The sequence below is a fragment of the Paenibacillus maysiensis genome, assembly GCF_000520815.1.
In the GTDB taxonomy this organism is placed as follows: domain Bacteria; phylum Bacillota; class Bacilli; order Paenibacillales; family Paenibacillaceae; genus Paenibacillus; species Paenibacillus maysiensis.
This window is the reverse complement of the sequence record NZ_ASRY01000079.1, coordinates 24,777-47,872: the sequence shown is the minus strand read 5'-3', so window position 1 is coordinate 47,872 and position 23,096 is coordinate 24,777. Positions and strand designations below refer to the sequence as shown.

Annotated in this window: 18 protein-coding genes and 1 pseudogene; 7 read left to right on the top strand and 12 right to left on the bottom strand. The window is 43.5% G+C overall.

Annotated elements, in window-relative coordinates:
• The 3 genes from L696_RS0105520 to L696_RS32305 form a co-directional block, all read right to left on the bottom strand.
• Positions 1 to 545, bottom strand: a 545-nt coding sequence (locus tag L696_RS0105520) for a glucose PTS transporter subunit EIIB (RefSeq protein ID WP_025682760.1), incomplete at its 3' end; no start/stop codon positions are given.
• Between the two features lie 106 nt (positions 546 to 651).
• On the bottom strand, positions 652 to 2,379 hold the full coding sequence (gene treC / locus L696_RS0105515; RefSeq protein ID WP_025682759.1) for an alpha,alpha-phosphotrehalase: 1,728 nt from the start codon (positions 2,377 to 2,379) through the stop codon (positions 652 to 654).
• A 274-nt stretch (positions 2,380 to 2,653) separates the two neighbouring features.
• Positions 2,654 to 2,905, bottom strand: a complete 252-nt coding sequence (locus tag L696_RS32305) for a hypothetical protein (protein ID WP_280740120.1) — start codon at positions 2,903 to 2,905, stop codon at positions 2,654 to 2,656.
• Positions 2,906 to 3,470: 565 nt separating this feature from the next.
• Between L696_RS32305 and L696_RS0105505 the strand changes: the two genes are divergently transcribed.
• The 3 genes from L696_RS0105505 (at position 3,471) to L696_RS0105495 (ending at position 7,383) form a co-directional block, all read left to right on the top strand.
• Entirely contained in the window at positions 3,471 to 4,454 is a 984-nt protein-coding gene (locus L696_RS0105505) for a LacI family DNA-binding transcriptional regulator (protein ID WP_025682758.1), read from the top strand.
• A gap of 200 nt (positions 4,455 to 4,654) precedes the next feature.
• On the top strand, positions 4,655 to 5,890 hold the full coding sequence (locus L696_RS0105500; protein WP_025682757.1) for an MFS transporter: 1,236 nt from the start codon (positions 4,655 to 4,657) through the stop codon (positions 5,888 to 5,890).
• Positions 5,891 to 5,901: 11 nt separating this feature from the next.
• Positions 5,902 to 7,383, top strand: a complete 1,482-nt coding sequence (locus tag L696_RS0105495; protein WP_025682756.1) for a glycoside hydrolase family 32 protein — start codon at positions 5,902 to 5,904, stop codon at positions 7,381 to 7,383.
• Between the two features lie 244 nt (positions 7,384 to 7,627).
• Here the strand turns inward: L696_RS0105495 and L696_RS31790 are convergent, their stop codons facing one another.
• From L696_RS31790 to L696_RS0105455, 8 genes and pseudogenes are all read right to left on the bottom strand, one after another.
• Entirely contained in the window at positions 7,628 to 7,918 is a 291-nt protein-coding gene (locus tag L696_RS31790; protein WP_025682755.1) for a hypothetical protein, read from the bottom strand.
• 80 nt (positions 7,919 to 7,998) lie between these two features.
• Positions 7,999 to 8,791: pseudogene (locus L696_RS0105485) on the bottom strand (Nif3-like dinuclear metal center hexameric protein).
• Positions 8,792 to 9,047: 256 nt separating this feature from the next.
• Positions 9,048 to 10,634, bottom strand: coding sequence for a sensor domain-containing diguanylate cyclase (locus L696_RS0105480; RefSeq protein ID WP_025682754.1), 1,587 nt, complete (start codon positions 10,632 to 10,634; stop codon positions 9,048 to 9,050).
• A gap of 469 nt (positions 10,635 to 11,103) precedes the next feature.
• Entirely contained in the window at positions 11,104 to 11,946 is an 843-nt protein-coding gene (manZ, locus tag L696_RS0105475; protein WP_280740119.1) for a PTS mannose transporter subunit IID, read from the bottom strand.
• A gap of 10 nt (positions 11,947 to 11,956) precedes the next feature.
• Positions 11,957 to 12,727 carry a PTS mannose/fructose/sorbose transporter subunit IIC gene (locus tag L696_RS0105470; RefSeq protein WP_025682752.1) on the bottom strand — a complete coding sequence of 257 codons (771 nt, stop codon included), beginning with the start codon at positions 12,725 to 12,727 and terminating at the stop codon, positions 11,957 to 11,959.
• A gap of 31 nt (positions 12,728 to 12,758) precedes the next feature.
• Positions 12,759 to 13,247, bottom strand: a complete 489-nt coding sequence (locus L696_RS0105465) for a mannose/fructose/sorbose PTS transporter subunit IIB (RefSeq protein ID WP_025682751.1) — start codon at positions 13,245 to 13,247, stop codon at positions 12,759 to 12,761.
• Positions 13,248 to 13,249: 2 nt separating this feature from the next.
• Positions 13,250 to 13,669 carry a PTS sugar transporter subunit IIA gene (locus tag L696_RS0105460; protein WP_025682750.1) on the bottom strand — a complete coding sequence of 140 codons (420 nt, stop codon included), beginning with the start codon at positions 13,667 to 13,669 and terminating at the stop codon, positions 13,250 to 13,252.
• A gap of 200 nt (positions 13,670 to 13,869) precedes the next feature.
• Complete coding sequence (locus L696_RS0105455; protein ID WP_025682749.1) at positions 13,870 to 16,662, bottom strand: sigma-54-dependent transcriptional regulator; 2,793 nt, start codon at positions 16,660 to 16,662, stop codon at positions 13,870 to 13,872.
• A gap of 230 nt (positions 16,663 to 16,892) precedes the next feature.
• Between L696_RS0105455 and rpoN the strand changes: the two genes are divergently transcribed.
• A complete protein-coding gene (rpoN, locus tag L696_RS0105450; RefSeq protein WP_025682748.1) occupies positions 16,893 to 18,212 on the top strand; it encodes an RNA polymerase factor sigma-54 in 1,320 nt (439 codons plus the stop codon).
• 99 nt (positions 18,213 to 18,311) lie between these two features.
• On the opposite strand, the gene L696_RS0105445 is transcribed toward rpoN, so the two are convergent.
• On the bottom strand, positions 18,312 to 19,277 hold the full coding sequence (locus tag L696_RS0105445; protein ID WP_025682747.1) for a bile acid:sodium symporter family protein: 966 nt from the start codon (positions 19,275 to 19,277) through the stop codon (positions 18,312 to 18,314).
• Positions 19,278 to 19,540: 263 nt separating this feature from the next.
• On the opposite strand from L696_RS0105445, the gene L696_RS0105440 reads away from it, so the two are divergent.
• The 3 genes from L696_RS0105440 to L696_RS0105430 all read left to right on the top strand — a co-directional run bounded on the left by L696_RS0105440 (position 19,541) and on the right by L696_RS0105430 (position 22,920).
• Positions 19,541 to 20,116 (top strand): MarR family winged helix-turn-helix transcriptional regulator, encoded by a 576-nt coding sequence (locus tag L696_RS0105440; protein ID WP_025682746.1) that lies wholly within the window; start codon positions 19,541 to 19,543, stop codon positions 20,114 to 20,116.
• Positions 20,117 to 20,137: 21 nt separating this feature from the next.
• Positions 20,138 to 21,424 carry an acyl-CoA thioesterase/bile acid-CoA:amino acid N-acyltransferase family protein gene (locus L696_RS0105435; RefSeq protein ID WP_025682745.1) on the top strand — a complete coding sequence of 429 codons (1,287 nt, stop codon included), beginning with the start codon at positions 20,138 to 20,140 and terminating at the stop codon, positions 21,422 to 21,424.
• A gap of 134 nt (positions 21,425 to 21,558) precedes the next feature.
• Positions 21,559 to 22,920, top strand: a complete 1,362-nt coding sequence (locus L696_RS0105430) for an amino acid permease (protein WP_025682744.1) — start codon at positions 21,559 to 21,561, stop codon at positions 22,918 to 22,920.
• Positions 22,921 to 23,096: the final 176 nt, after the last annotated feature.

Below are 23,096 nucleotides of genomic sequence, written 5' to 3'. Positions count from 1 at the left end.
GGGATAGCGGCTGCCCAGCCGATTAAGGCGGGTAGGAAAGCAAAAGCGGTGCTGGCAATGGTGTTAATAATGGCAGCAAAGTCGGTCCATTGGGGATAGACCTGAACCAGGGCCATTCCTTCAAAGAAGATCCCCTTGCCTGTCAAAATATTATTTATTCCCAGCAGTAAGCCTGCTGTCACGATGGCGGGCAGGATGGGGATAAAAATATCTGCCAGCGTCTTGATGGCACGCTGAATCGGGTTTTGTTTCTTGCTGGCGGTATTTTTAACCTCGTCTTTAGAAGCCCGGCTCCCCCCTGTTATTGAAATCATTTCATCATATACCTTATCCACCAGGCCCGGGCCAATCACGACCTGATACTGCCCTTGTGAAGAAAATTGCCCCTTAACCAGATCATTTTGCTCAAGGGCATCCGTATCAACCAGCTTATCATCATAGAGGGCAAACCTCAGACGGGTTACGCAATGCGTAGAGGCCTCTATATTGTCTTTTCCGCCAACAGCTTTAATAATCTCTTCTACTTTTGCTCTTTCAATCGCCATCTATCCCACTCCCTTAACGTTTGCTCGTTTTAATGCAGCAACCCCGGTTGTAAAAAGCAACGTACCTTGGGGTGTTACCGTATGTTTCTATACTATTCAACCAAAGCTAACGAATGATCCACATATAAGATGCATACGGGGTCAAAGTGATCACCTGATCCAGCTCTGGAGCATGCTTGGTATTGCCAATTAAAAGCTCGGACGATCCTAAAGCCTGATTTTTGAATTGAGAATAAAATGAATCAGGCAGCGCGAATTGCGTATTCTGTCCGCTAAAATTAGAGATCACAACCAAAGTCTCCTGTGCATTGCTGCGTTGATAGGCATATACCTGAGGATGAGCATCGTCCAGACGTTGATAATCCCCATCCGTGATGACTTGCACCGTCTTGCGCAAACGAATCAGCTTTTGGTAATGATGATAGATAGAGTCCGGGTCCTCCAACTGTGCCTGAACGTTAATCTGTGGATAACGTTCATCCACCTTGATCCAGGGTGTACCTGTAGTGAAGCCCGCGTTGGGAGTGTTATCCCATTGCATCGGTGTCCTCGAATTGTCACGGGAGCGCTCTCGAATGATATTTAATGCTTCCTCCGCACTTTTGCCTTGTTCCTGTAAAATACGATACATATTCAGAGATTCAACATCCCGGAATTCTTCAATATCTAACCACTTCGGATTGGCCATACCAATCTCTTCACCTTGAAATATATACGGCGTTCCTTGAAGGCCATGCAGCGTGGTCGCGAGTAGCTTGGCGCTTTCTGCATGGTATTCGCCATCATCCAAAAAGCGAGAAATCGCTCTTGGCTGATCATGATTGTTCAAAAACAATGCACTCCAGCCGCCCCCCTGCTGCATGCCAATCTGCCAGTCCGAGAATAGCTTTTTCAGCATCTCAAAATCATAGGGCTTCAATTCCCATTTTTGTCCATTGGGATAATCCACCTTCAGATGATGAAAATTAAACGTCATGGACAATTCTTCGTTCTCTGGATTGGAATAGCGGATGCAGTGCTCCAGTGTCGTGGAGGACATTTCCCCCACAGTGACGCTGTTATATTTAGCAAATACTTTGTCATGCAATTCTTGAATGTATTCATGTACACGTGCACCGTCAGTATAATACTTACGACCGTCCCCAGGAACAGCGCTTCCATCATCATCTAAGAAGCGATGATCTTTGGAGATCAAATTAATGACATCCAGCCGAAAGCCACTGACTCCCTTTTCAGCCCAGAATTCCAGCAGATTGACAACCTCCTGACGAACCTTCGGATTCTCCCAGTTTAGATCTGCCTGAGTTTTGTCAAACAGCGTTAGGAAATATTGGTCTGTTGCCTCGTCATACTGCCAGGCCGGTCCACCAAACTTGGAAATCCAATTATTGGGAGGTCCTCCATCGGGTGCTGGATCACGCCAGATATAATAGTCTCTGTACTCACTCTCCCTGGAAAACCGTGCCTGCTGAAACCAGACATGCTCCGTCGAAGAATGATTAACCACAATATCTAACATCAAGTGCATTCCACGCGCCTGAATTTCCTGACTCAATTCTTCGAAATCCTGCATCGTTCCATACTCCGGATTGATCCGGCAATAATCCGCTACATCATACCCGTTATCACGCTGTGGTGAGACATATACCGGCTGTAGCCAGATAATATCAACACCCAGCCTGTGCAAATAATCCAGCTTTTGCGTCAGTCCTCGGATATCACCGGTCCCTTTACCCGTTGTGTCGTTAAAGCTTTTGGGATAGACCTGATAGACGACTGATTTGCGCCACCAATCTGTATCTTGAGGGATTAAGGCCTTATTCGTTCCTTCCATCCATGATCCTTCCTTTCTTGCGAATGCAGTAACGTAAATATGTTTAATATAACGCTTTCATCATCTTGTATATACAAGATTAAATCATGTATATACATAATGTCAACCAGCTTTATCATTCTTATTTGCTTATTGAACTCTTGCAATTCTGTTCGATTGCTTCCATGGTTAGATGAAGCAAACAGTTATAACACAAAAGAGGCTCCTGCTCATTGTCAGGAACCTCTTTTGTATAATGGATACGGCTCTCATTTAAACCCATATGGACAGTTCGCTATACAGGAGGAATAAGGCCATGATGATATTGAATGGTCATTTGTAGTTCATGGTTCATTTGTAGTCTGGTTTCTCCCTGCAAGCCTCCAGTTGCTGAAGCTTGAAGCAACAATTCACCTGCCAGATGCCCGGATTGCACAATAACAAGACACCTTCCTCTGTGTGTTCGTCTTTGGTTTCCCTGGAAGGGTTCGTCACTGGTGAGATCGTCGTTGTCTATTCCAAGGATACGATCATCACCATGTGTCATTCGGATTTCAGTACAGATTTTATTGCACAAGTTATATTGTAATGAACAACCGAATCGATTAGGGGGAGTTTTGGAATAAGGTACTCAGCTTGATTATAGCGGGTTTCTTAATTTCTACATCGTCGCTCAATAACACCACCGCATGGGAGAGTCCTCCCTCGAAAAAATCAAGGCTTCAAGAAAGAGATGCTATCGCATAATTCTAATGTATCATCCGACAACACCCCCAAAGAGATCACTTCGCTTTGAAGTGAGATATCCAAAACATTTTTAAATGAGAACGGGATGTATACTTCTCAAGTTTCTGAAACCCCAATTCACTAAGAGGGACAGAGAAGAAATAAAGAAGGTTGTAACATATGAAGAGCATGATGTACGTGATATCAGCTAACAATATATTCACGTATCATCCTATTCGTTCTTCTGTCGCCAAGGAGATTCTTAGAGGGAGACAATTCTGAAGAATAATCCATAAGAATGCTCAAGCATGTTTTTTCACATTTAACCATGTTAAAATGAAAAAAATAATTGGAGATATGGCATGGAGAGAAGGCAGGGAGAATCAATGAAACCAAAACTTAACGATGTTGCACAATTAGCTGGAGTTTCACCGACTACGGTTTCTCGCGTACTTAATAATCGTGGCTATATCAGTCAAGAAACGAAGGATCAAGTTCATAAAGCGATGCAGGAGCTGAATTATTTTCCAAATGATGTGGCTCGGTCATTATTTAGTAAACGAACAAACCTGATTGGATTAATCATTCCAACTACAAGCAACCCTTTTTTCGGAGAGCTGACTTTTCATATAGAAAATATTTGTGCGTCATTAGGCTATAAGCTGTTGCTTTGTAACAGTTTGAATCAGCTAGATAAAGAAGAATCTTATGTGGATATGCTTATGCGAAATCAAGTTGACGGTATTATCGTTGGTACACACAACCGAGGTATCGTAAATTATGAACAGAAGAACATTGCCGTCATTGCGATCGATCGCTTCCTATCCGATTCAATCCCAGTTGTAGGATCGGATAATTATTTGGGTGGAAAACTGGCGTCAGAACTGCTTATTGAAAAGGGGTGCAAGCATATCTTACACATAAATGGCCCTGTTGAATTGGAAACACCGGCAAGCTTAAGAAGAAAAGCATATGAAGATGTGATGGAGCAGTATGGTCGAAAGGCAATTACCTATGAAATAAATGATCCCTTCCACCAACAGAATCACGATGAACCGATTAAACGCTTGCTCGATGAACATCCTGAAGTAGATGGATTGTTTGCGAGTAATGACTTGGTGGCTGCGTCTTTTATTGCTAAAGCAAGAAGAAGAGGAAAACGTGTTCCTGAAGATATTCGCGTAATTGGATATGACGGAACTGAAACAACCCGCAATCTTCTCCCTGAATTAACGACAATTCAGCAACCAATACAGGAGATCGCGAGATCTTCCATAGAGTTACTTATTAAAGAAATTGAAGGTGGATTTAGTGATGTCCCGCGAGAAACCTATCTACCAGTGAAACTTATTGAAGCTAGTACAGCTTAATACAATTTCCATAGCTTTCAGCATTGTGATATAAGGTGGAGCTATCCTTATTAGAGTAATTGAAATCAAAGAGGAGAGCTCTTTTCCTTTCGAAAATATGTCAAGCGGTTGACATATGAAAGCGGTTGACATATAATCGATCTGTAAATACGGAAGTGCTTTCATTTACATTAAATGTTCAACTTTGAGGAGCGTTCGATATGAGAAAGTCAAAGAGCATGTATTGGAAACTAAGTGCCTATTTCTTCTTTTTCTTCTTTACTTGGTCAGCAAGTTATTCATTGTTCTCCATCTGGCTAGGGCAAGAAATCAGTCTGAATGGTGCTGAAACAGGTGTTATCTTTACTGTAAACGCTATCTTTGCGCTATGTATGCAACCGCTTTATGGCTATATATCTGATAAAATTGGATTGAAGAAGCATATTTTATTTCTAATCAGTTCTTTACTCTTATTTGTTGGTCCTTTCTATATCTTTATCTATGGGCCGTTACTTCAATACAATGTATTCCTCGGCGCAATTGTAGGTGGATTATACTTGGGTATTTCTTTTTTGGCAGGGATCGGAGCCATCGAATCTTATGTCGAGAAAATCAGCCGAAAATATGACTTTGAATACGGAAAATCTCGTATGTGGGGCTCGCTAGGTTGGGCAGCAGCAACATTTTTCGCTGGTCAGCTCTTCAATATCAACCCTAACATTAACTTCTGGATTGCATCAGTATCTGCTGTCATTCTGTTTATCATTATGATGACAATTAAAGTTGAAATGACAGATTCCGAGATGGAGCGAGCAGAATCTGTTAACTTTAAGCAAATCGGCTATTTGTTTGCAAATAAGCATTTGTGGTTTTTCATTTTATATGTTCTTGGTGTTACCTGTATTTACAATGTGTATGACCAGCAGTTCCCGAATTACTTTTCATCGACGTTCTCAACGGTTGCTTTAGGCAATCAAGTTTACGGTTACTTAAATTCCCTACAAGTATTCTTGGAAGCAGGCATAATGTTCTTAGCGCCTTTCATTGTCAACAAAATTGGAGCAAAAAAGGGTCTGATATTGGCAGGGTTCTTGATGGCGTTCCGGATCATGGGTTCAGGCTTAGTTATTGGACCTTATGGTATCTCAGCTATGAAATTGATTCACGCATTGGAACTGCCAATCATGTTGATCTCCGTATTTAAGTACTTGGCTGCTAATTTCGATACGCGTCTGTCTTCGATCTTGTATCTAGTGGGATACCAGTTTACGAGTCAGGTAGGAGCTTCGATCTTCTCGCCAATCGCCGGTATGTCTTATGACATTAGAGGCTTTGCAAATACGTACGTGATTATGGGTGTTTTCGTATTTGCCTTTACAACAATCTCAATCTTTACCTTAAAGAAAGAACCAAAAAAGCTGGATCCCAAGCCTAACAAGCATATTGAAACAGCATAGGAGGAAGACAGATGAACACATATAATAACAATACGAAGCAAGCTGAGGAAGCGTTGAAACAGGCAGAAGCGAAAATGAACAAGCGGTACCGCTTAGGTTATCATATTATGGCACCAGCAAACTGGATTAACGACCCAAATGGATTAATTCAATTTAAAGGTGAATATCACGCCTTCTATCAGCATCATCCTTATGATGAGAACTGGGGCCCAATGCATTGGGGTCACGTGAAGAGTAAAGACCTTGTACATTGGGAGCATTGTCCGATTGCATTAGCGCCTGGAGATGCGTGTGACCTTGATGGCTGCTTCTCAGGAAGCGCAGTAGATAATAACGGCGAACTGACATTGATCTATACCGGCCATCACTATATTGATCAACCAAACAATATCTTTTTCCAAAATCAAAATGTGGCAGTAAGCACAGATGGCATTCATTTTACAAAACTAAGGCAGAATCCCGTAATCGCTGAACCTCCGACAGATAGCTCCCAGCATTTCCGTGATCCGAAGGTATGGAAGAATGAGGATACATGGTACATGATCCTAGGTAACAGCACGAAAGAAGATCTGCCGCGTGTTATTCTATATACATCTCCCGATCTTAGAACTTGGACCTATCATGGTGTGCTTCTGCAAGGAGATAAGAATATGGGCTTCATGTGGGAGTGCCCTGATTTCTTTGAACTGAACGGTAAGCATATATTTATGTTCTCCCCACAAGGTATTGATGCGCAAGGAGATAAGTACAATAACTTGTTCCAGACGGGATATTATGTTGGCGAATATAATTATGAAAGTAATGAATATAAGCATGGAGAGTTCATCGAGTTGGATAATGGTCATGACTTCTATGCGGTTCAAACTTTTCTAGATGATCAAGGTCGCCGCATTGCGATTGGTTGGATGGATATGTGGGAATCGGATATGCCGACGAAAGCAGACGGCTGGTGTGGAGCAATGACGATCCCACGTTTAATTACGTTGGGTGACAATAATAAAGTACTGATGACTCCAGTTGAAGAAATGAAGTTACTTCGTCAAAGTAAACATGTTTTGTATCAATATGGCGCTATTTCTGGAAGTTACTACAAGGAAGTTGAAGCCGATCTGCTTGAAGTTAAGGTAGTGTTCGACCTCACGAAGTCAAGTGCAGACCTGGTAGGCTTGAAGTTTCGCGGAACAGGTCGAGAAGAAACGGTTATCACATATTCTATTGCGGAGCAGAAACTTATGCTTAATTGTTCTAAATCAGGTAAGAAGACAGATGGAGTACGTCAAACAGCCTTCAATGCTGAGGGGCAGTTGACATTGCATGTATATCTGGATCGCTCATCCATTGAAATGTTTGCGAATGAAGGGCAAGCTACGATGACAAGTCGCATCTATCCGAGTGAGAAATTACTAGGCATAGAAATCATAACGGAGGGTGGAGAGGCACTAGTAAATGGGCTGACATATTGGAAATTGAAAGATATATGGCAAGCTGAATAACTCAATGAAAAGATTGTAGTTCATATTATGTATACTCTAAAAGAATATGGAATCTATATATACCTTGATAGAGTGTGTGAAGGGGGAAAATTCCAAGGGACTGGTTCGAGAAGTCTTCAGGGTTTAGGCCGTATCAATTTTCCGCCGTATTCAGGAAATGTCCAATGATCTTCCATGGCCGGGGATTTCCAGTGCATCGTCCATGACGGATTGTATTCCGGCTTCATATGTTCGTGAAATACGGCTATGTGCACAACAGGCTGATCTGACCATAAACTTTGTTGGAGATAGGAACAGGTTTGCGGAACCCGCAAGTATCGATCAGGCCCGAGGACCACCCTTTGGAGGGATAGCTTGTTTCTCCCAGATAGTCAATTCCACTCCAAACAAATTGGCCGATCACATAACCGTGATTAGCGACATCAAACCAAGGATTCATGGGCAAATAAGCTTGATTGCCACCATATAGCATATGTGGATCAAAGGACTTTAATTTCCAGTCTGTGTTGAGCGGCATAATCACTCTACTTCCCATCATCTTGCCTCCATTTCATAAAATGGATGAACGGATATAACAACAGTGGGGGATGATCATCACAATAGACGTGTTCTCGATTACAATATTTGAAACACTGGTCGATCTTCAACAAAGTGTACGGGGAGCATCGGAAATTCGACGGAAAGTACATCGGCGAGATATTTCATACCAGGCGCTTCACTTTCCGCATGTCCGAGCATGATAAGTGCTTTACTTTTGCCTTGATAGACAGCGTCTTTCACATATTCTGGCGCTTCCCATTCTGGGCCCTCACCGGCAACGACTAAATCCACATTTTCATTTAGAAATAATGGAATGGCTAGTTCACCACCTCCCCTGTATCCTGCTGAGATTCCCACTCGTTCACATGGCATGGAAACCTCGCCAGCCACCCGTACATAACGAATATGTAGTTTGACTTTGATATATTCAGCGACCTCCTTAACTTCCATAGCCGGAATCGTCAAAATGGCGGCCGTCGGCTGCTGTTTCACAACGTAGGTGTGCCAGTCAAGTGCCTGAAGAAGCCCAATCATACTCTATCCGGTTGATTACGATGTATGGTGTCATGAAAACGATAAATGCCTATACCTGAATCGGCGATCAGACGGGATTTTTGCAAAAAAACGGAATCATGTAGTAAACAATCCTGCATCCCCCGATGGCTATAAAAAATGCCTTCATGCGTTATGATAAAATTTGCGCCTAGAGAAATAGCTTGTTCTATCACATACTGCGAAGCACAGAAAGCGGTTACAATTCCTTGTATCTCAGTATCTATATGCCCTGGGTTAAGAAGACTACGGTCGCATTGGGTGTACTTATTCCCTTTGTCAGATGCTTCACAATCTGACCCATAGTTATGGTCATACACGTAGCCCTCCTCATGGAAAATGTATATCAATTATACCATTTTATTTCAATCATAGGCACTATCATTTCTAGCAAAACAGCCAGCTCCAAGGGGCCAGCTGTTTTACGAATATATCTATTATTTATTTCAGAACTCCTAAAATGGAGTCGATTCGTTCTTTTGCTCCTTGCCAGGATGTTATGACCGGGAACTCATATTGCTCCAAACAGTTCAAGCTCCTCAAACAAACCCGGTCGCCCATAAATTACTTCTTTAACCCTCAGAGACTATCGTTCTGTTTCTTCCTCTGCTCTTCGCCAGGTACAATGCCTGATCCGCCTTCTCTATCAGTTCCTCCCGCTCTGACGCATGCAAAGGATAATGGGCGATGCCCAGAGAGGCCGTAACTCGTGTCCGAATGGGAGCCCTGCTTTGTTCCAAAGCCTGACGTACTCTTTCCGCTACGTTGAAGGCTTCCTCAGGTCGGTTCAGCAGAATGACGAACTCTTCGCCGCCGTAGCGATAGCAGACATCATCCGGGTGAAGCGAGGTAACTATAACTTCGGCAACATGCTTCAGCACTTCGTCACCGATGAGATGGCCGTAGGTGTCGTTTACGAATTTAAATTTGTCTACATCCAGCATAATGAGCGAAAACGGCAGACCAGAGGCCATCCATTGACTCATGGTATATTCAAGCGATCTTCGGTTCATTAATCCGGTCAGAACATCCGTCACAGCTTCCTGGGTCAATTGATCCGTCTGCTTCTGAATATTCAACACGGCAAGCAATACGGCCTTGGTGAGCAAATCGGCCTCCTGGCTCCAATGCGGCTTCGCTTCCGGCATTACAATCTTTTCCTTGCCCATCTTGCTCACCAGATTTGCCAGATAGACAAAAGGCCGGGCCAACCTGAATGCTACGAGTATGACGCCCATCAGCAATATGATGAACGGAAACAACGAATACCACAGAATTGTCCGAATGTGGTCCATCAGTTGATCATGGATTAGACCAATCGGCGAAACGACCACAATTCCCCATCCGTTGGCCGGGACACTCGAGTATCCGGCAAGCATCTCGACGCCACTGATGTTGCGAACTTGCTGTTTCCCGCTTTCCCCCTTCATCAACTTCTGCACTACCTTGTTGCTGCTGATATCCTTTCCGAGGAGCTGTTTGTCCGGGTGATACAGCAGGCGTCCGTTGGAATCCACAATATAATAATAAGAACCGGAATCGTCCACATTACCGTTGCCAAAAATATCAGACAGGATATTGTTCTCCTGAAGATAAAGCGTGCCGCTCAAAATACCGAGATATTTACCGGCGCTGCTGAAAATCGGTTGACTCATAAATACGATTAGTCTCTTAGTGTTTGAAGTCATGTATGGGGAAGAAATATACGGTTTTTGGAGTGCCAAAGCTTCCAGACTGGCCTTAGACGTGATACGCCGACCTGCCATTCCCACTCTAGCCGGCGCTACATTGCGGATCAGCCCGTTGGCTTCGACCACTGCGATGGAATTGAAGAAATTGCTGCTCTTGCGCATCAGATCTAAATAATCGTCCACTTGCTTCGAAGTCATGGCATCAACATCGGAAAGTTTATCGGCACTGTATTCCAAGCTGCCGCGCATGGATCGAAATAAAGAATCCATCGTCTTGGAAATGCGATCAGCGTTGGAGTAATTCAGATGGAGCGTCGTCTCCATCAATGATTTCTTTTGGGACTCATAAGAACCAACCAGAAGAATGCTTGAGGTTAGCAGAACCACCAGCGTCACCAAGCCCGTAAGCAACGATATGAGACTTAGCTTTTTACTTTGACGATGTTCGGCTCTTCTCGGTGTAGACAAACTATGACCCTCCCTGGTTCCTGAAAACTTGTTTAATCCATAATACATCAAATTCTAAGGTAATTCGACAATTAGTCGGTGAACTCCATCTTTTCATAATATAAATAAGGAAGACTGGCAAAATGCCGCCGTCTTCCTCATTTATCCGGGCCCCCAAGCGAAGTGAATAACTCACGTCTCTGATCAATATGACTCTCCATGCTCCGTGCTTAGTCCAAAGTACTGGTGGAAACTATAATAGGCGAATTCCAGCTTGCCGATGAATACGGTGTTCACCGACTCACTTTTTAGGTCTATTCGATATGTCGGCTCCCAAACTCAGGTTGCTTTGCACTCGAAAAGCATAATTAGGAACAGGTAATGGCGAAGGTGAGATACTACAGAGGAATAAAAATAAAGCGCTTACATATTCAAAAAGCAGATTTCCGGTCAAGGATAGCTACTTGACCGGATCACCTTAAAAATGGGCTTAAGCCAATACACCCAGAGCGTATCCAATAATTCCTATTGCGAATAAAGCAAAAATCAGAGCTATAGCATTCACTTTCTTTTTGAGCAGTCTCATGCACAAAAAAGTCAGCAAGAGAGGTAACAGACCAGGTATCAATTGATCCAGAATCATCTGTACTGTCGTAACCACCTCTACTCCATCCGAACGGGTATATCTGGATACTTCTAGTGGCACATTCAGAGTAGTCCATTTGGATACGAGTGCGCCCATGACAAAGAGTCCTAGGATGGAGGCCGATTCCGTAAGCTTTTGCAACCGGTTTCCGGACATGTCGGACACAATCTCCGTCCCTTTTTGGTAGCCGTATTTCAGCCCGTACCACTTGGTTGCCAGGCGAAGAACGTTAAAGAGCAAGAAGAAAAGGACAGGCCCGATGATGCTTCCGGACAAAGCAATGGAAGCTCCCAACGCAGCCAGAACCGGGCGTAACGTTCCCCAGTAAATAGGGTCCCCTACTCCGGCTAAAGGCCCCATCAAGCCGACTTTCACTCCACTTATGGTAGCATTGTCAATAGGCTGGCCATTCGCTTTCTGCTCCTCCATAGCCGCCGTTACGCCCATAATCGGTGCTGAGATAAACGGTTGAGTATTGAAAAACTCCAGATGCCGCTTTAATGCTTCTTTTTGGTCTTCCTTCTTGCTGTATAGCCGCTTGATTGCCGGAATCAAGGTGACACAAAAACCAATCGACTGCATACGCTCAAAGTTAAACGAGCCCAACAGGAACCATGAACGGAAAAACATTTTGTTTAGATCGCTTTTTGTTAATTTTTTTTCTTCCATAGTACCCCACTCTTTCATTAGGTATTCTTTAGAGCTCTTCAATTTCACCTGTTTGATCTTTTCGCTGACTATATTTAGGACTGAGCTGGATATACAGCAAAGCCAGAACCGCTCCTATGACCCCAAAGCCAACCAGATTGATGCTCGTAAATGCCGCAATGACAAAGCCCAAGAAAAAGAAAGGCATCAGGTATTTGGCTGCCATCATGTTGATAACCATGGCATACCCTACAACGACGATGAATCCTCCTGCTATTTGCAGCCCTTTTGTAATGACCTCCGGGATCGAATCAAGCAAAGCCGTAACCAGACCGGTTTCTGCTGCAATAGCCACCAAAACGGCAGGCAAAGCGACGCGCAATCCCTGAAGAAGGAGGGCGATAAAGTGGCATAGTTCAATTCCTCTGAAATTTGAAGATTCGGCATATTTATCTGCCAAGTGCTGAAAGAACACGGTAATCGTTCTAACAAAAATCGTCAACACTTGCCCAGCAGCTGCAATCGGAATCGCAACAGCAATTCCGGCTCCGATCGACTGATGTCCAACAATAACCAATATGGTTGAGATTACACTGGCCAAAGCGGAATCCGGAGCCATTGACGCCCCGACATTCATCCAGCCCAATGCCATCAATTCCAGCGTACCGCCTAGAATAATACCCGTTTTGAGATCGCCTAGGACCAGACCGATCAGTGTACACGCAACCAGAGGCCGATGAGTCTGTCCTTCATCCAAAACGCTGCCCATTCCGCAAATGGCTGCAACCAGGGTTACCATTACGATTTCAAAAACACTCATGTTTGACCCCCTCTCTTATGCCAACCTGTTGTTAAAACTGGACATTTTGGAGCTTGTTAATCAAATTGATTTTAGGATCACTGGCCACTTTTCTAATTTCCAGTTCAATCCCCTTTTCGTGCAGTTTATGAAATGCCTCTACATCCTGCTTATCTACGGATACCGCTCCGGTAATCTGTGTTTTGCCTTCTTTAAAGCACATCCCACCTACATTTACCGATGTAAACGGTACCCCACCTTCTACAACCCGCAGTACATCAGTCGGATTGGTAAACAGGAATAAGGTCTTAAAATCGTTATATTTAGGGTTATTGTAAGCTTCAATTGCTTTTGCAATCGTGACGACATAAGCCTTAATTCCCGGCGGCGCCACCTGTAATAATAAGGTTTTGCGCAGCGTATCCGCAGCGACCTCATCGCTGACCGCGATGATTTTGTTACACTTCGTTTCTTTCACCCACACAGTAGCCACCTGACCATGGATCAGACGATCGTCAATACGAACAAATGAAATTTCCATACCTATAATTCCTCCTCTGTTTGTATGTCCCGGATGACACGAAAAGACTTCATCGAATCCTGACCCGCACGGATGGCCAGATCACTCAGATTCTCCACTTCCTCCAGCCCTCTATTTGTCAGCAGGTCTACGATCATTGGCAGGTTTACCCCTGTTACAATGTCCATTTTTTCATAGCCGGCCACAATCCTGCTGGCCGCATTATAGGGGCTGCCACCAAACAAATCGACGAGAAAGATAAGTCCATCCGTCCAATCAATCGTTTCCAATGCCGCTTTGTACTTCTCAACAAGTCCGTTAACGCTTTCACCAGGCTCAAACGTCACGCCCACCACATTTTCCAGATGTCCGAAAATCATTTCCGTGGATCTTAGGATCTCTTTGGAAAGTTTCCCATGTGTGCCAACAATAACACCTATCATTTGTTTCACCCCCTCCTTACATCCTTCGCCTATACTTATATGCAAGTCTCGTGCCAACATTCTGTATGATTTGTTCAATCATCAAAGAAAAGACCAAATCCCTCGGCTGTTCCGGGGATTTGGTCTTTCCTCGCTACCTGCTTATTTTCAACATCCGCATTATTGATACACATCTGAAAGCGTTTTATACACTTACGCCATTACTCGGGGATGCAGTTATATACTTCGCTTAAGATTTCACAAATATAATATTTTTCATCATTGGTCAGCTTCACGTTCATACTGGAAGCAAATATATTGCAGGAACGGTTCACCGCATCGAGAATTCGTTGATCAAGCAAGGGTACATCCCCCTGATATACTAACCCTTCTCCAATGACCATTCGTTCCATGGCATGAGCCGTATGAACGGCAAGTTGAACTTTCTTTGCATAATGAAAATCGACTTCCAATTCCTGTTCCAGCTGTTCGATAAATTTCATCAAGATCCCCAAAATTTTGTAGGGATTCAAATAAGTCATAAACTCCTTTAGCGTATTCTCACATAGCTCTCTAACAACTACGCTTTCGTTAGCATGCATAACAGGCAGTTGATTGTTCAGCAACAGTTCTCTTAATGCATGCTCACCGCTTGCCTCGATCAGTTTTTCCAAAGGAATAAACGGTACATTCAGCTCGCTTGGCCGCTTAACTCCAATCACCGCAAGAATCGTATGCTTGGCCCGTAAATCTTTCACCGTTTTATCCAATTCCCTGACTTTTGCCGGTACAACGACGATTTTCTCTTCTGTTAAGTCGTAAACGACCTTCTCCACAAACTCCTTCAGCTTGACTGCGGCGCCTTTGCCGGAAGAACAAACCGTCACGATCACCTTATTACTAACCTTCTCCGCTTTTACTTCGGCATTTCCATTGTTATATCCACGAAAATCCTTTAGGGATTGGTAAATTTCCTCTATATTCATATCAAAAATACTGGCCTTCCGCACGGCCTCCAACGTAAGGGGAGTTGATACCATATCAATGGTCTTCACCTTGATCCCGACACGTTCCATAATGGTTCCTTCAAGGTTGAGCAGGGAGCCCATATCAACTAGCAGCAATACGCCTCTGCCATTGTCAATGTCCTTTACTTTATCAATAATAACCTCTAAAATTTCCCTGGGACTAACATCCAAAGGCATATCTACTGCACAAATATTCGAGCTTCCCAGCAGGCTATCGACGACGCCGACGATACTGCTCGCCGTACTGTTGCCATGTGCAGCTACGATGATCCCCACATTTCCTTGATGCTCCTCCTCCACCGATTTCAGGAGAATCGCCACATAGGTAGTCTCGGCATCGGGTACACTGACTTCGAACTTGGACTCGATCAAATCCTTGATAATCAGTGCCAGTCTGTATTCTTCATCCTGATCATTAATCGGATCATAGATTTGTTTGCTGATGTATTTCTTCTCTCGGATTCGCTTTAAAAAGGCACTCAAATGAAGGCTGAAGGCATAAACAAACCTGTCACTGTACTTTCTGTTCAGTTCTTTTTGAGCCATCTCCTGCACCTGTTCAGCGAACTCCAGGATATTTCTGCCCACGATTTTAAGGATTCGTTCCCGTCCCCCTTTGATGTTATAAAATCGGTTATAGAAGCTTTTGATATGAATATTGACATCTGTAGTAATAAACTTATTGATAAAGCTGTCGTCGAGTCCTTCTTCCTTCAGCATACCTATTTTGTCTTCAATCAATTTGTACAGATTAAACGGCAGTTCAGAAGCATCAGCTTCATTCATTCCTTTGCTTCCCTCAGGAGTAATATACAGCGAGGAGTTGACCATTTCCATTTCGGCAATCTCCTTACGGTTTTTCCCCATATTAAATAGGCCTTCCTTGATATTTCCAGGCAAAATTTTAAAATCAAGTTCAATTTCTTCCTTATTTTCATGTATGCTGTTCAAAAATCCTTTGGCACACACAAGCTGAATGTTCGATTTTAACTGGCCGATATTGCCATAGGTCACACTGCCGATCAGTGCTTTTACAGTTTCCAATTCGACCCGAATGGGCTTGTTAACACGATGGGCCTCGTTTGCGAAGAGATGCTTTAGGATCAAAAACCGCTCCTCAACTGCTCGTTCTTGCAGGGAAGGAATGTTAATTGTAATCGGTATCCGTCTGATAAAGGTTTTGAGCATGGAAGAACTAGGATCTTCTGTCGTAGCGCCGATGAGCAGCACATTCGCATCCCGCTTACGCTCCGACTCGCCCAATTTGTTGTAACTGTTCGTGTCCATAAAATAAAAAATCATCTCTTGGCCTTCTGGAGGCAGCCGATGAACCTCATCCAAAAACAGGATGCCTCCATCAGCTTTCTCGACCAGTCCCTCTTTTTCCCGATCTGCCCCGGTAAACGCCCCTTTCACATGTCCAAAAATATGGGAAAGTAGCAGTTGAGGGTTATTGTAATAATCGGCGCAGTTAAATACGATAAATGGTGCTTGCTCCGAAAACCGCTTCATATATTTTCCATAATTATACATTAATCTGGCAAACATCGTTTTTCCTACGCCAGTCTGCCCCACAATCAGCGTATGCAGGCCCTTCGGCGGGTATAATATTGCCGCTTTTCCCTGCTCAACCTGATTTCTCATACTGCCCATGAAACCGATTAAGGCGTGAAACGGATCGACTTGCTCTCCAGACAGCAATATTTCATTAATGCTGTTTACTTGGATTTGTCTCTCTTTAAGCTGAACCGTAAAAATCTCCTCGATTACCTGCTTGTGCAAAAACTTGACGGGTCTTCCCTTGATTTTAATAATCAAGTCAGCACGAAGTAGGCTATTAAGCTCCTTGCTTACATTATTTCTTAGCATATTCTGACGATCGGCTATTTCCGCAGCCGTAATTCCATCGCCATCCAGCAAAGCCTCTACCGACAGTTTCTTTGTGCCTTTGGCAATATACTCTAAAATCTCATCAATTCGTTTCACAGTATTCCCCCAGCCTGACGAGTTCTCATTTAATTAGTATATAAAAAAAGAAGTAATCCTCTACAAAAAAAGCAACTGACAAGATAATCAGTAATGTGATACCCTTCATTAGATCTATCCAAAATTCATACTCAACCCACTCAATTCACTTATTTTCTAAGATCAAAGGTTGCAGTATAATTGTATAAACTTAACAAATAAGTTGTTGCCCCGCAAGGAGATGAGATAAAATGATACGATACGGATTACAGCAAGAGCAAGCATTCAGGCTGGCTATGACTCCTGAATTACGACAAGCCATCACGATCCTTCAATATTCTTCAGTCGATCTAATGTCCTATCTTCATGAGCAAGCGAATGAAAATCCGATTATTGATTTGACAGAGATCGACATGTCCATCGAAAGAATAAGTAAAGAGGAAGAATATTCACCACGAAAAAGCGATAATCCGGTAGATCTTTTGGATTTTGTCTCTAACCCTGCAGATAATTTATTTGGACATCTCAAAGCACAACTTGGGCTGGTCCGCGGGCTATCAAAGCTACAGCAGATGATTGCAATGTTTCTTATTGGGAATTTAAATGAGAAAGGCTACCTCGAGCTGGAGGTAAATACAGTTGCCGAAATACTTGACGTCCCCACCGAAGAGGTTGAAAATATACTCGCCCTGATCCAAGGCTTTGAACCGGCAGGAATCGCCGCCCGCAGCCTGGAGGAATGTCTTCTTTTGCAACTGCGATATGCCGGTCATGTTGATGTTTACCTGGAAGAGATCGTGCGACATCACATGGTCAATCTCTCATGTAACCGCATACAAAAAATTGCGAATGCTCTGGGTATCAACATTCGCGAGGTACAGCAATTTACCGACCAGATACGCAAGTTGAATCCTTGTCCGGGAGCGGCATTTGCCCAATATGAACACCAGTATCATATAGCAGATATCTCGGTAGAAAAATCCAAGAACGACTACCTTGTGACAATTAATGATATCACAGTCCCACGCGTCGAGATTAATCCTTTTTACCAGCGTATGCTCCGGGAACAGGCAATGGGGGAAGAGAAGCAGTTTCTTCGTGAGAAGATGAATACGGTATTATGGCTTATTCATAGCCTTGAGCAGCGCCGCCTGACCCTGATGCGTGTAGCCCAAGCCATTGTTGATAGACAACGGGAATTTTTCGAGCACGGCATTCATTATCTCAAACCGATGACCCAAAAGGAGATTGCTGAAATAACCGGCTTGCATGAGTCTACGATCAGCCGGGCGGTCAGTAATAAATACATGCAGACGCCCCGTGGAATGTTCGAGCTCAAATATTTTTTCACCTCCGCCCTAGTGTCGAAAGACGGAGATGCCACTTCATCGGAGAGCGCAAAAATGCGTATTAAGCAGATCATCGACGACGAAGAGAAGCAAAAACCGTTTTCGGATCAGGCAATCACAGAACTGCTGGCAAAGGAAGGGCTGGAGCTGTCACGCAGAACAGTGGCCAAATACCGGGAAGAGCTCGGATATCTTTCTTCTGGCAGGAGAAAAATTTATTAAAGCTTCGGCAAGCCGTTGTGAATATGAAGGAGCGGCAAGATCAAACTCAAAAATGATCCTATTGTCCAAATATCAAAAATACTTTCCCATTGAGTAGGTCTAGGCGGCGATTCGCCGCTCCTTGGCCTTGCCTCGGTCATGGCGGCTCAACAGAAATCCGACCAGAGACGCGGTGGATTGTTGGAAAATCATTCCGAGCACCACAGGCAGCGCTACCGGAGCTGGGAAGTAGGTGATAGCAAGCACGGCTCCTGCGCTGATATTGCGCATGCCGCCGTTAAAGACAAGCGCCGTACGGTCGGCATCGTTCCACTTCATCAGCATGGAAATCAGGTAACCGATCACATATCCAGTGGAGGCAAGACCGATGATCGACAGGCATACCCCGACGAGTTTTAGATTAAAATCGACCAGATAGGGCGCGATTACAGATCCGTTAATCATCACGACCAGAGCCATAGCCAGCTTGGAGAACGGGCCCAGCCGAGGTCCCCATACCTGCTTGATCTTCCCTTTGGTCCATTCGTTCAATACCATGCCGATTAACGAAGGAACGACAATCATCCAGAACAGGCTCTGCATCATTGCCCAAGTATCAAGCTGCACATCCGCTCCGACCAGCAGGGACATAATGCCGGGCACGGCGAATGGGGCCAAAATCGTATCGATCAGAATGATGGCTAGCGTCAACGCCGTATTCCCTTTGTAGATGTTGACCCACACGAAGCTGGAAATGCCTGTAGGGATGGCCGCACCAAGAATAAGCCCGGTAACCGTATAAGGATCGGCGGCGAAAGCCAAGTGTCCGAGCATCATCGCGAGCAGCGGCATAGCCAAGTGAAGAATAAACAGGCAGGCAATCAGCGGGCCGGGATGCTTTATCACATGGACAAAATCTTTGAAACCCATGCTGATACTGCCCGCAAAGGTCATAAATGCAAACAGCCAGGGAGAGAATCCGGTGTATTCCGACAACGGCGTACCGATCAGGACGCCGATTAGAATGCTGATGGGCGTGATCAGCGGCATAGCTGCATTTAGTCTCCGATTCAACGTTCTGAACATACATAACTTCCTTTTTTATACTACAGTATAGACCTTGCCGCGCCGATTCGTAAATGATCTGAGGATCTTTTCGCTGATTAATTTATCCTCTTGTAAGCACCTGCCTAACTCCAAATAAAGGTCAAATTGACTCAAAAGAATTGAATTCGCTCTGGAATGCGAGGTGGTAACAAATATTATAGTCACCATGTTGACAATAATAATTGTGCCTGTTATCGTAGAAATAGTCACCATGTTGACAATAAGAAAGAGAGGATGTCCCTATGGAGTATTATAAGGCGCTTAGAGAGTTATATTTAATGCAGCAGACTTACGCTACTTTTTTTACCGTTACTAATAAGCTGCAAATACAAGGCGATAACTATTTTGAGAAATTAACATCACGACAGTACATGATCATGCTTGCAATAGCCCATTTACCAGAGGATGAAACAACACTTATTAATATTGCGAGAAAGTTAGAAACCAGCAAACAAAGTGCAAAAAAGCTGATAGTCAATCTGGAGAATAAAGGATACCTTGTTACGACACCAAGCACACGCGATAAACGTGCTATTAACATCACAATTACAGAATCAGGAAAAAAGGTGATGCTAGAATGTGGTGAGAAAGCAGTACGCCTGATGGCAGATATTTTCAAGGATTTCACAACGGAAGAATTAGAAACATTATGGAGTTTATTAAAAAAAATATATGGTATCGACGTCAAAAAACAGGTTGGTTTTGAAGAGGATGTAAATTATAAATTTGAAGATTTAGAAGGGTTTCAAGAGGCACAAAGTCGAGCTTTGGATAGTTTTGTTTTACGACGAAAGCATTTTTTAAATGGTGAAGATTGAAATATAGGGAGGTTTTGGGATATGAAGTTACAAACAGAACCAAGAGTTGCGCTTATTGACGAAAAAATTAATATTTACGTCACAGAGTTAACGCCAGGAGAAAAGCTTAAAATAACTGCATCCATGCATTTTCCGTGGGCAATACGTGAAAAATATGAATCATTCGCTTGGTTTACTGCAGATTCAAACGGTAATGTTGATTTATCAAAGCACAAACCTGATTCTGGAACTTACGACTATATAGATAGTATGGGGCTTATTGTATCTTTACAAAAGATTAGTAGTGAGGGAGGGAATATCGCTCTTAATATATCAATAGATCCTAGTGTATTTATTGATATAGTATGTGAATGCGGACAACACCGAGAATGTGTAAGACTAGAGCGTATGTTCAAGTTACCTGAGGTGAAAAGACAACAGATTACTGATGAATTTATGGGAGAGTTATTTTACTCTGAACACTCAAATAATAAAACGATTGTCGTATTGGGTGGAGCTGATGGTGAACGAAGTGGTCTTTCTCTTCTGTCAGGACCATTGGCATCTAGAGGGTTTAATGTCTTAACCGTTGGATACTTTAATGAAGAAGGACTACCGAAAAAGCTTGAGGAAATTCCTCTTGAATATTTTGAAACGGTATTTTCCTGGCTTCAAAAAAATCCATTAACACATGCATGTGAAATATACTTACATGGTACATCTAAAGGTGGAGAATTGGCGTTACTTCTGGCTTCAAAATACAATGTCATTTCTAAGGTAGCAGTTTCAGCACCTCATGCATATTGTTTCCAAGCGCTAGATGGCCTTATGAGTGGCAAAAATGTTTCATCATGGTCATATGAAGGAAAATCACTGCCATTTATACCCGTTGATAATGACATTTTTTATGAGCATCAACGTAGTTGCTTAGAAAAGAATACACCTTTTGGACTTACTACTACATATAAAAAGAGTGTAGAAGCAGCAAAAAATAAAGAAGATGCTCGAATAAAAATAGAGAATGCAAATGCAGATATATTATTAATTGCAGGTATGGAAGATAATGTATGGAATACTTATGATGCATGTGTTGAAGTGATGGACACTTTGACAAAACACAATTATAAATATGCCTACAATTTTTTAGCGTATAAAGATTTAGGTCACTCTATACCAATACCGTATGTTGTACCTTTAAGTGAAACATTGAACGTAAAAATGGATTTAGGCGTTTTCACTTGCGGTGGTACATTAAAAGGGAATTCTTATGGTCAATCAGATTCTTGGCAGAAAACAATAGAATTTTTTATGAAGCCCGTCCAACCATGAAAGGCGGGCTTTTTTGTATGAACTAAAAAATTTCAATTTAAGCATAGGTATTCTGGTCAAATTATTATAATATGAAAGGTATAAAAATTTTCAGTCCATAGAGAATATTTACAGAAAGAGAGCGGTGAGATACCATGCAGGGAGAAAAGTTAACACGGGGGTTAAAAAACAGGCATGTACAGCTGATGGCCATCGGAGGTGCGATTGGTACTGGCTTGTTCCTCGGGGCAGGAAAGTCGATCCATCTGGCAGGTCCGTCTATCCTGATCGCCTACATCATTACAGGTATGGTTCTGTTCCTGCTAATGCGTGCATTGGGAGAGCTGTTGCTCAGTAATTTGGAGTATCATTCGTTTGTTGATTTTGTAAGAGATTATCTGGGGAATATGGCCGCTTTTATTACGGGTTGGACCTACTGGTTCTGTTGGATTTCGATTGCGATGGCGGATCTGACGGCAGTCGGGCTGTATACTCAATATTGGCTCCCGCAGGTTCCTCAGTGGATGCCGGGGTTAATCGCCCTTGTGATTCTGCTCCTTATGAACCTGGCAACGGTTAAGCTGTTCGGGGAGATGGAATTTTGGTTTGCCCTGATTAAGGTATTGGCGATTCTGGCTCTGATTGTCGTCGGATTATTTATGATTGTCAAAGGCTTCTCCACCACCAAGGGACCTTCGACCTTCACCAATCTCTGGAATCATGGCGGAATGTTCCCGAATGGGGTTCATGGTTTTCTGCTTTCTTTTCAAATGGTGGTTTTCGCCTTCGTAGGTATGGAGCTTGTTGGACTGACGGCAGGGGAAACCAAGGACCCCGAGAAGGTCATTCCGAAGGCTATCAATAATATCCCAATCCGTATCCTGCTCTTCTATGTCGGCGCACTGCTGATCATCATGAGTATTTATCCGTGGAACGAGATTGTACCGGGTGAAAGTCCGTTTGTACAGGTATTTACAGCCATTGGTATTGCCGCAGCAGGAGGGATTGTCAACTTTGTTGTGCTGACCTCTGCGGCTTCAGCCTGCAATAGTGCTATTTTTAGTACAAGTCGGATGGTGTTCTCCATGGCCAAGGATAGCAACGCTCCCAGTTCGTTGGGCCGGCTGAACAGCAGGAAGGTTCCGTCCAATGCGTTGCTGTTCTCCAGTATCGTCATTCTGATCGCGATTATCCTGAACTATGTGATGCCCGAGGGGGTATTTACCCTGATTACGAGTGTGTCGACCGTTTGCTTTATCTTTGTCTGGGGAATCACCATCATCAGCCATCTGAGATATCGTCGCACACGGCCGGAGCTGGCCAGCCGCAACACATTCAAGCTGCCGCTGTACCCACTGTCCAACTATATTGTGCTGGCTTTTCTCGTCTTCGTTCTGGTTATCCTGGCATTGGCCGAGGATACGAGAGTGGCGCTATTTGTGACACCGGTGTGGTTCATCCTGGTAGCTGCAATCTATCTGCTCAAGAAAAGAAGCTGGAGCTCGAACGGACAGTAACATATAAATTTGTTGTAGAGTAAAGCCGCCCAACTGGATTGGGCGGCTTTACTGCTTCTATAGAAGCTGGAGGCTCCTGTGCATTTCAAACTCTCTGTAGCCATTCAGAATTGAACCCGCTGGGTCAGCGATACGGCATGCTATGGAAAGTTCGGCGCAGATCTTTGACCCACTTG

Bases quoted from the DNA above. Each gene is read 5' to 3' on its own strand.
- L696_RS0105430 (WP_025682744.1), top strand. From the start codon at position 21,559: ATGCAGGGAGAAAAGTTAACACGGGGGTTAAAAAACAGGCATGTACAG.
- L696_RS0105470 (WP_025682752.1), bottom strand. From the start codon at position 12,727: ATGAGTGTTTTTGAAATCGTAATGGTAACCCTGGTTGCAGCCATTTGC.
- L696_RS31790 (WP_025682755.1), bottom strand. From the start codon at position 7,918: ATGGGAAGTAGAGTGATTATGCCGCTCAACACAGACTGGAAATTAAAG.
- L696_RS0105440 (WP_025682746.1), top strand. From the start codon at position 19,541: ATGGAGTATTATAAGGCGCTTAGAGAGTTATATTTAATGCAGCAGACT.
- L696_RS32305 (WP_280740120.1), bottom strand. From the start codon at position 2,905: ATGACACATGGTGATGATCGTATCCTTGGAATAGACAACGACGATCTC.
- L696_RS0105445 (WP_025682747.1), bottom strand. From the start codon at position 19,277: ATGTTCAGAACGTTGAATCGGAGACTAAATGCAGCTATGCCGCTGATC.
- L696_RS0105500 (WP_025682757.1), top strand. From the start codon at position 4,655: ATGAGAAAGTCAAAGAGCATGTATTGGAAACTAAGTGCCTATTTCTTC.
- L696_RS0105495 (WP_025682756.1), top strand. From the start codon at position 5,902: ATGAACACATATAATAACAATACGAAGCAAGCTGAGGAAGCGTTGAAA.
- L696_RS0105460 (WP_025682750.1), bottom strand. From the start codon at position 13,669: ATGATAGGTGTTATTGTTGGCACACATGGGAAACTTTCCAAAGAGATC.
- L696_RS0105435 (WP_025682745.1), top strand. From the start codon at position 20,138: ATGAAGTTACAAACAGAACCAAGAGTTGCGCTTATTGACGAAAAAATT.
- L696_RS0105465 (WP_025682751.1), bottom strand. From the start codon at position 13,247: ATGGAAATTTCATTTGTTCGTATTGACGATCGTCTGATCCATGGTCAG.
- treC (WP_025682759.1), bottom strand. From the start codon at position 2,379: ATGGAAGGAACGAATAAGGCCTTAATCCCTCAAGATACAGATTGGTGG.
- manZ (WP_280740119.1), bottom strand. From the start codon at position 11,946: ATGAAAGAGTGGGGTACTATGGAAGAAAAAAAATTAACAAAAAGCGAT.
- rpoN (WP_025682748.1), top strand. From the start codon at position 16,893: ATGATACGATACGGATTACAGCAAGAGCAAGCATTCAGGCTGGCTATG.
- L696_RS0105505 (WP_025682758.1), top strand. From the start codon at position 3,471: ATGAAACCAAAACTTAACGATGTTGCACAATTAGCTGGAGTTTCACCG.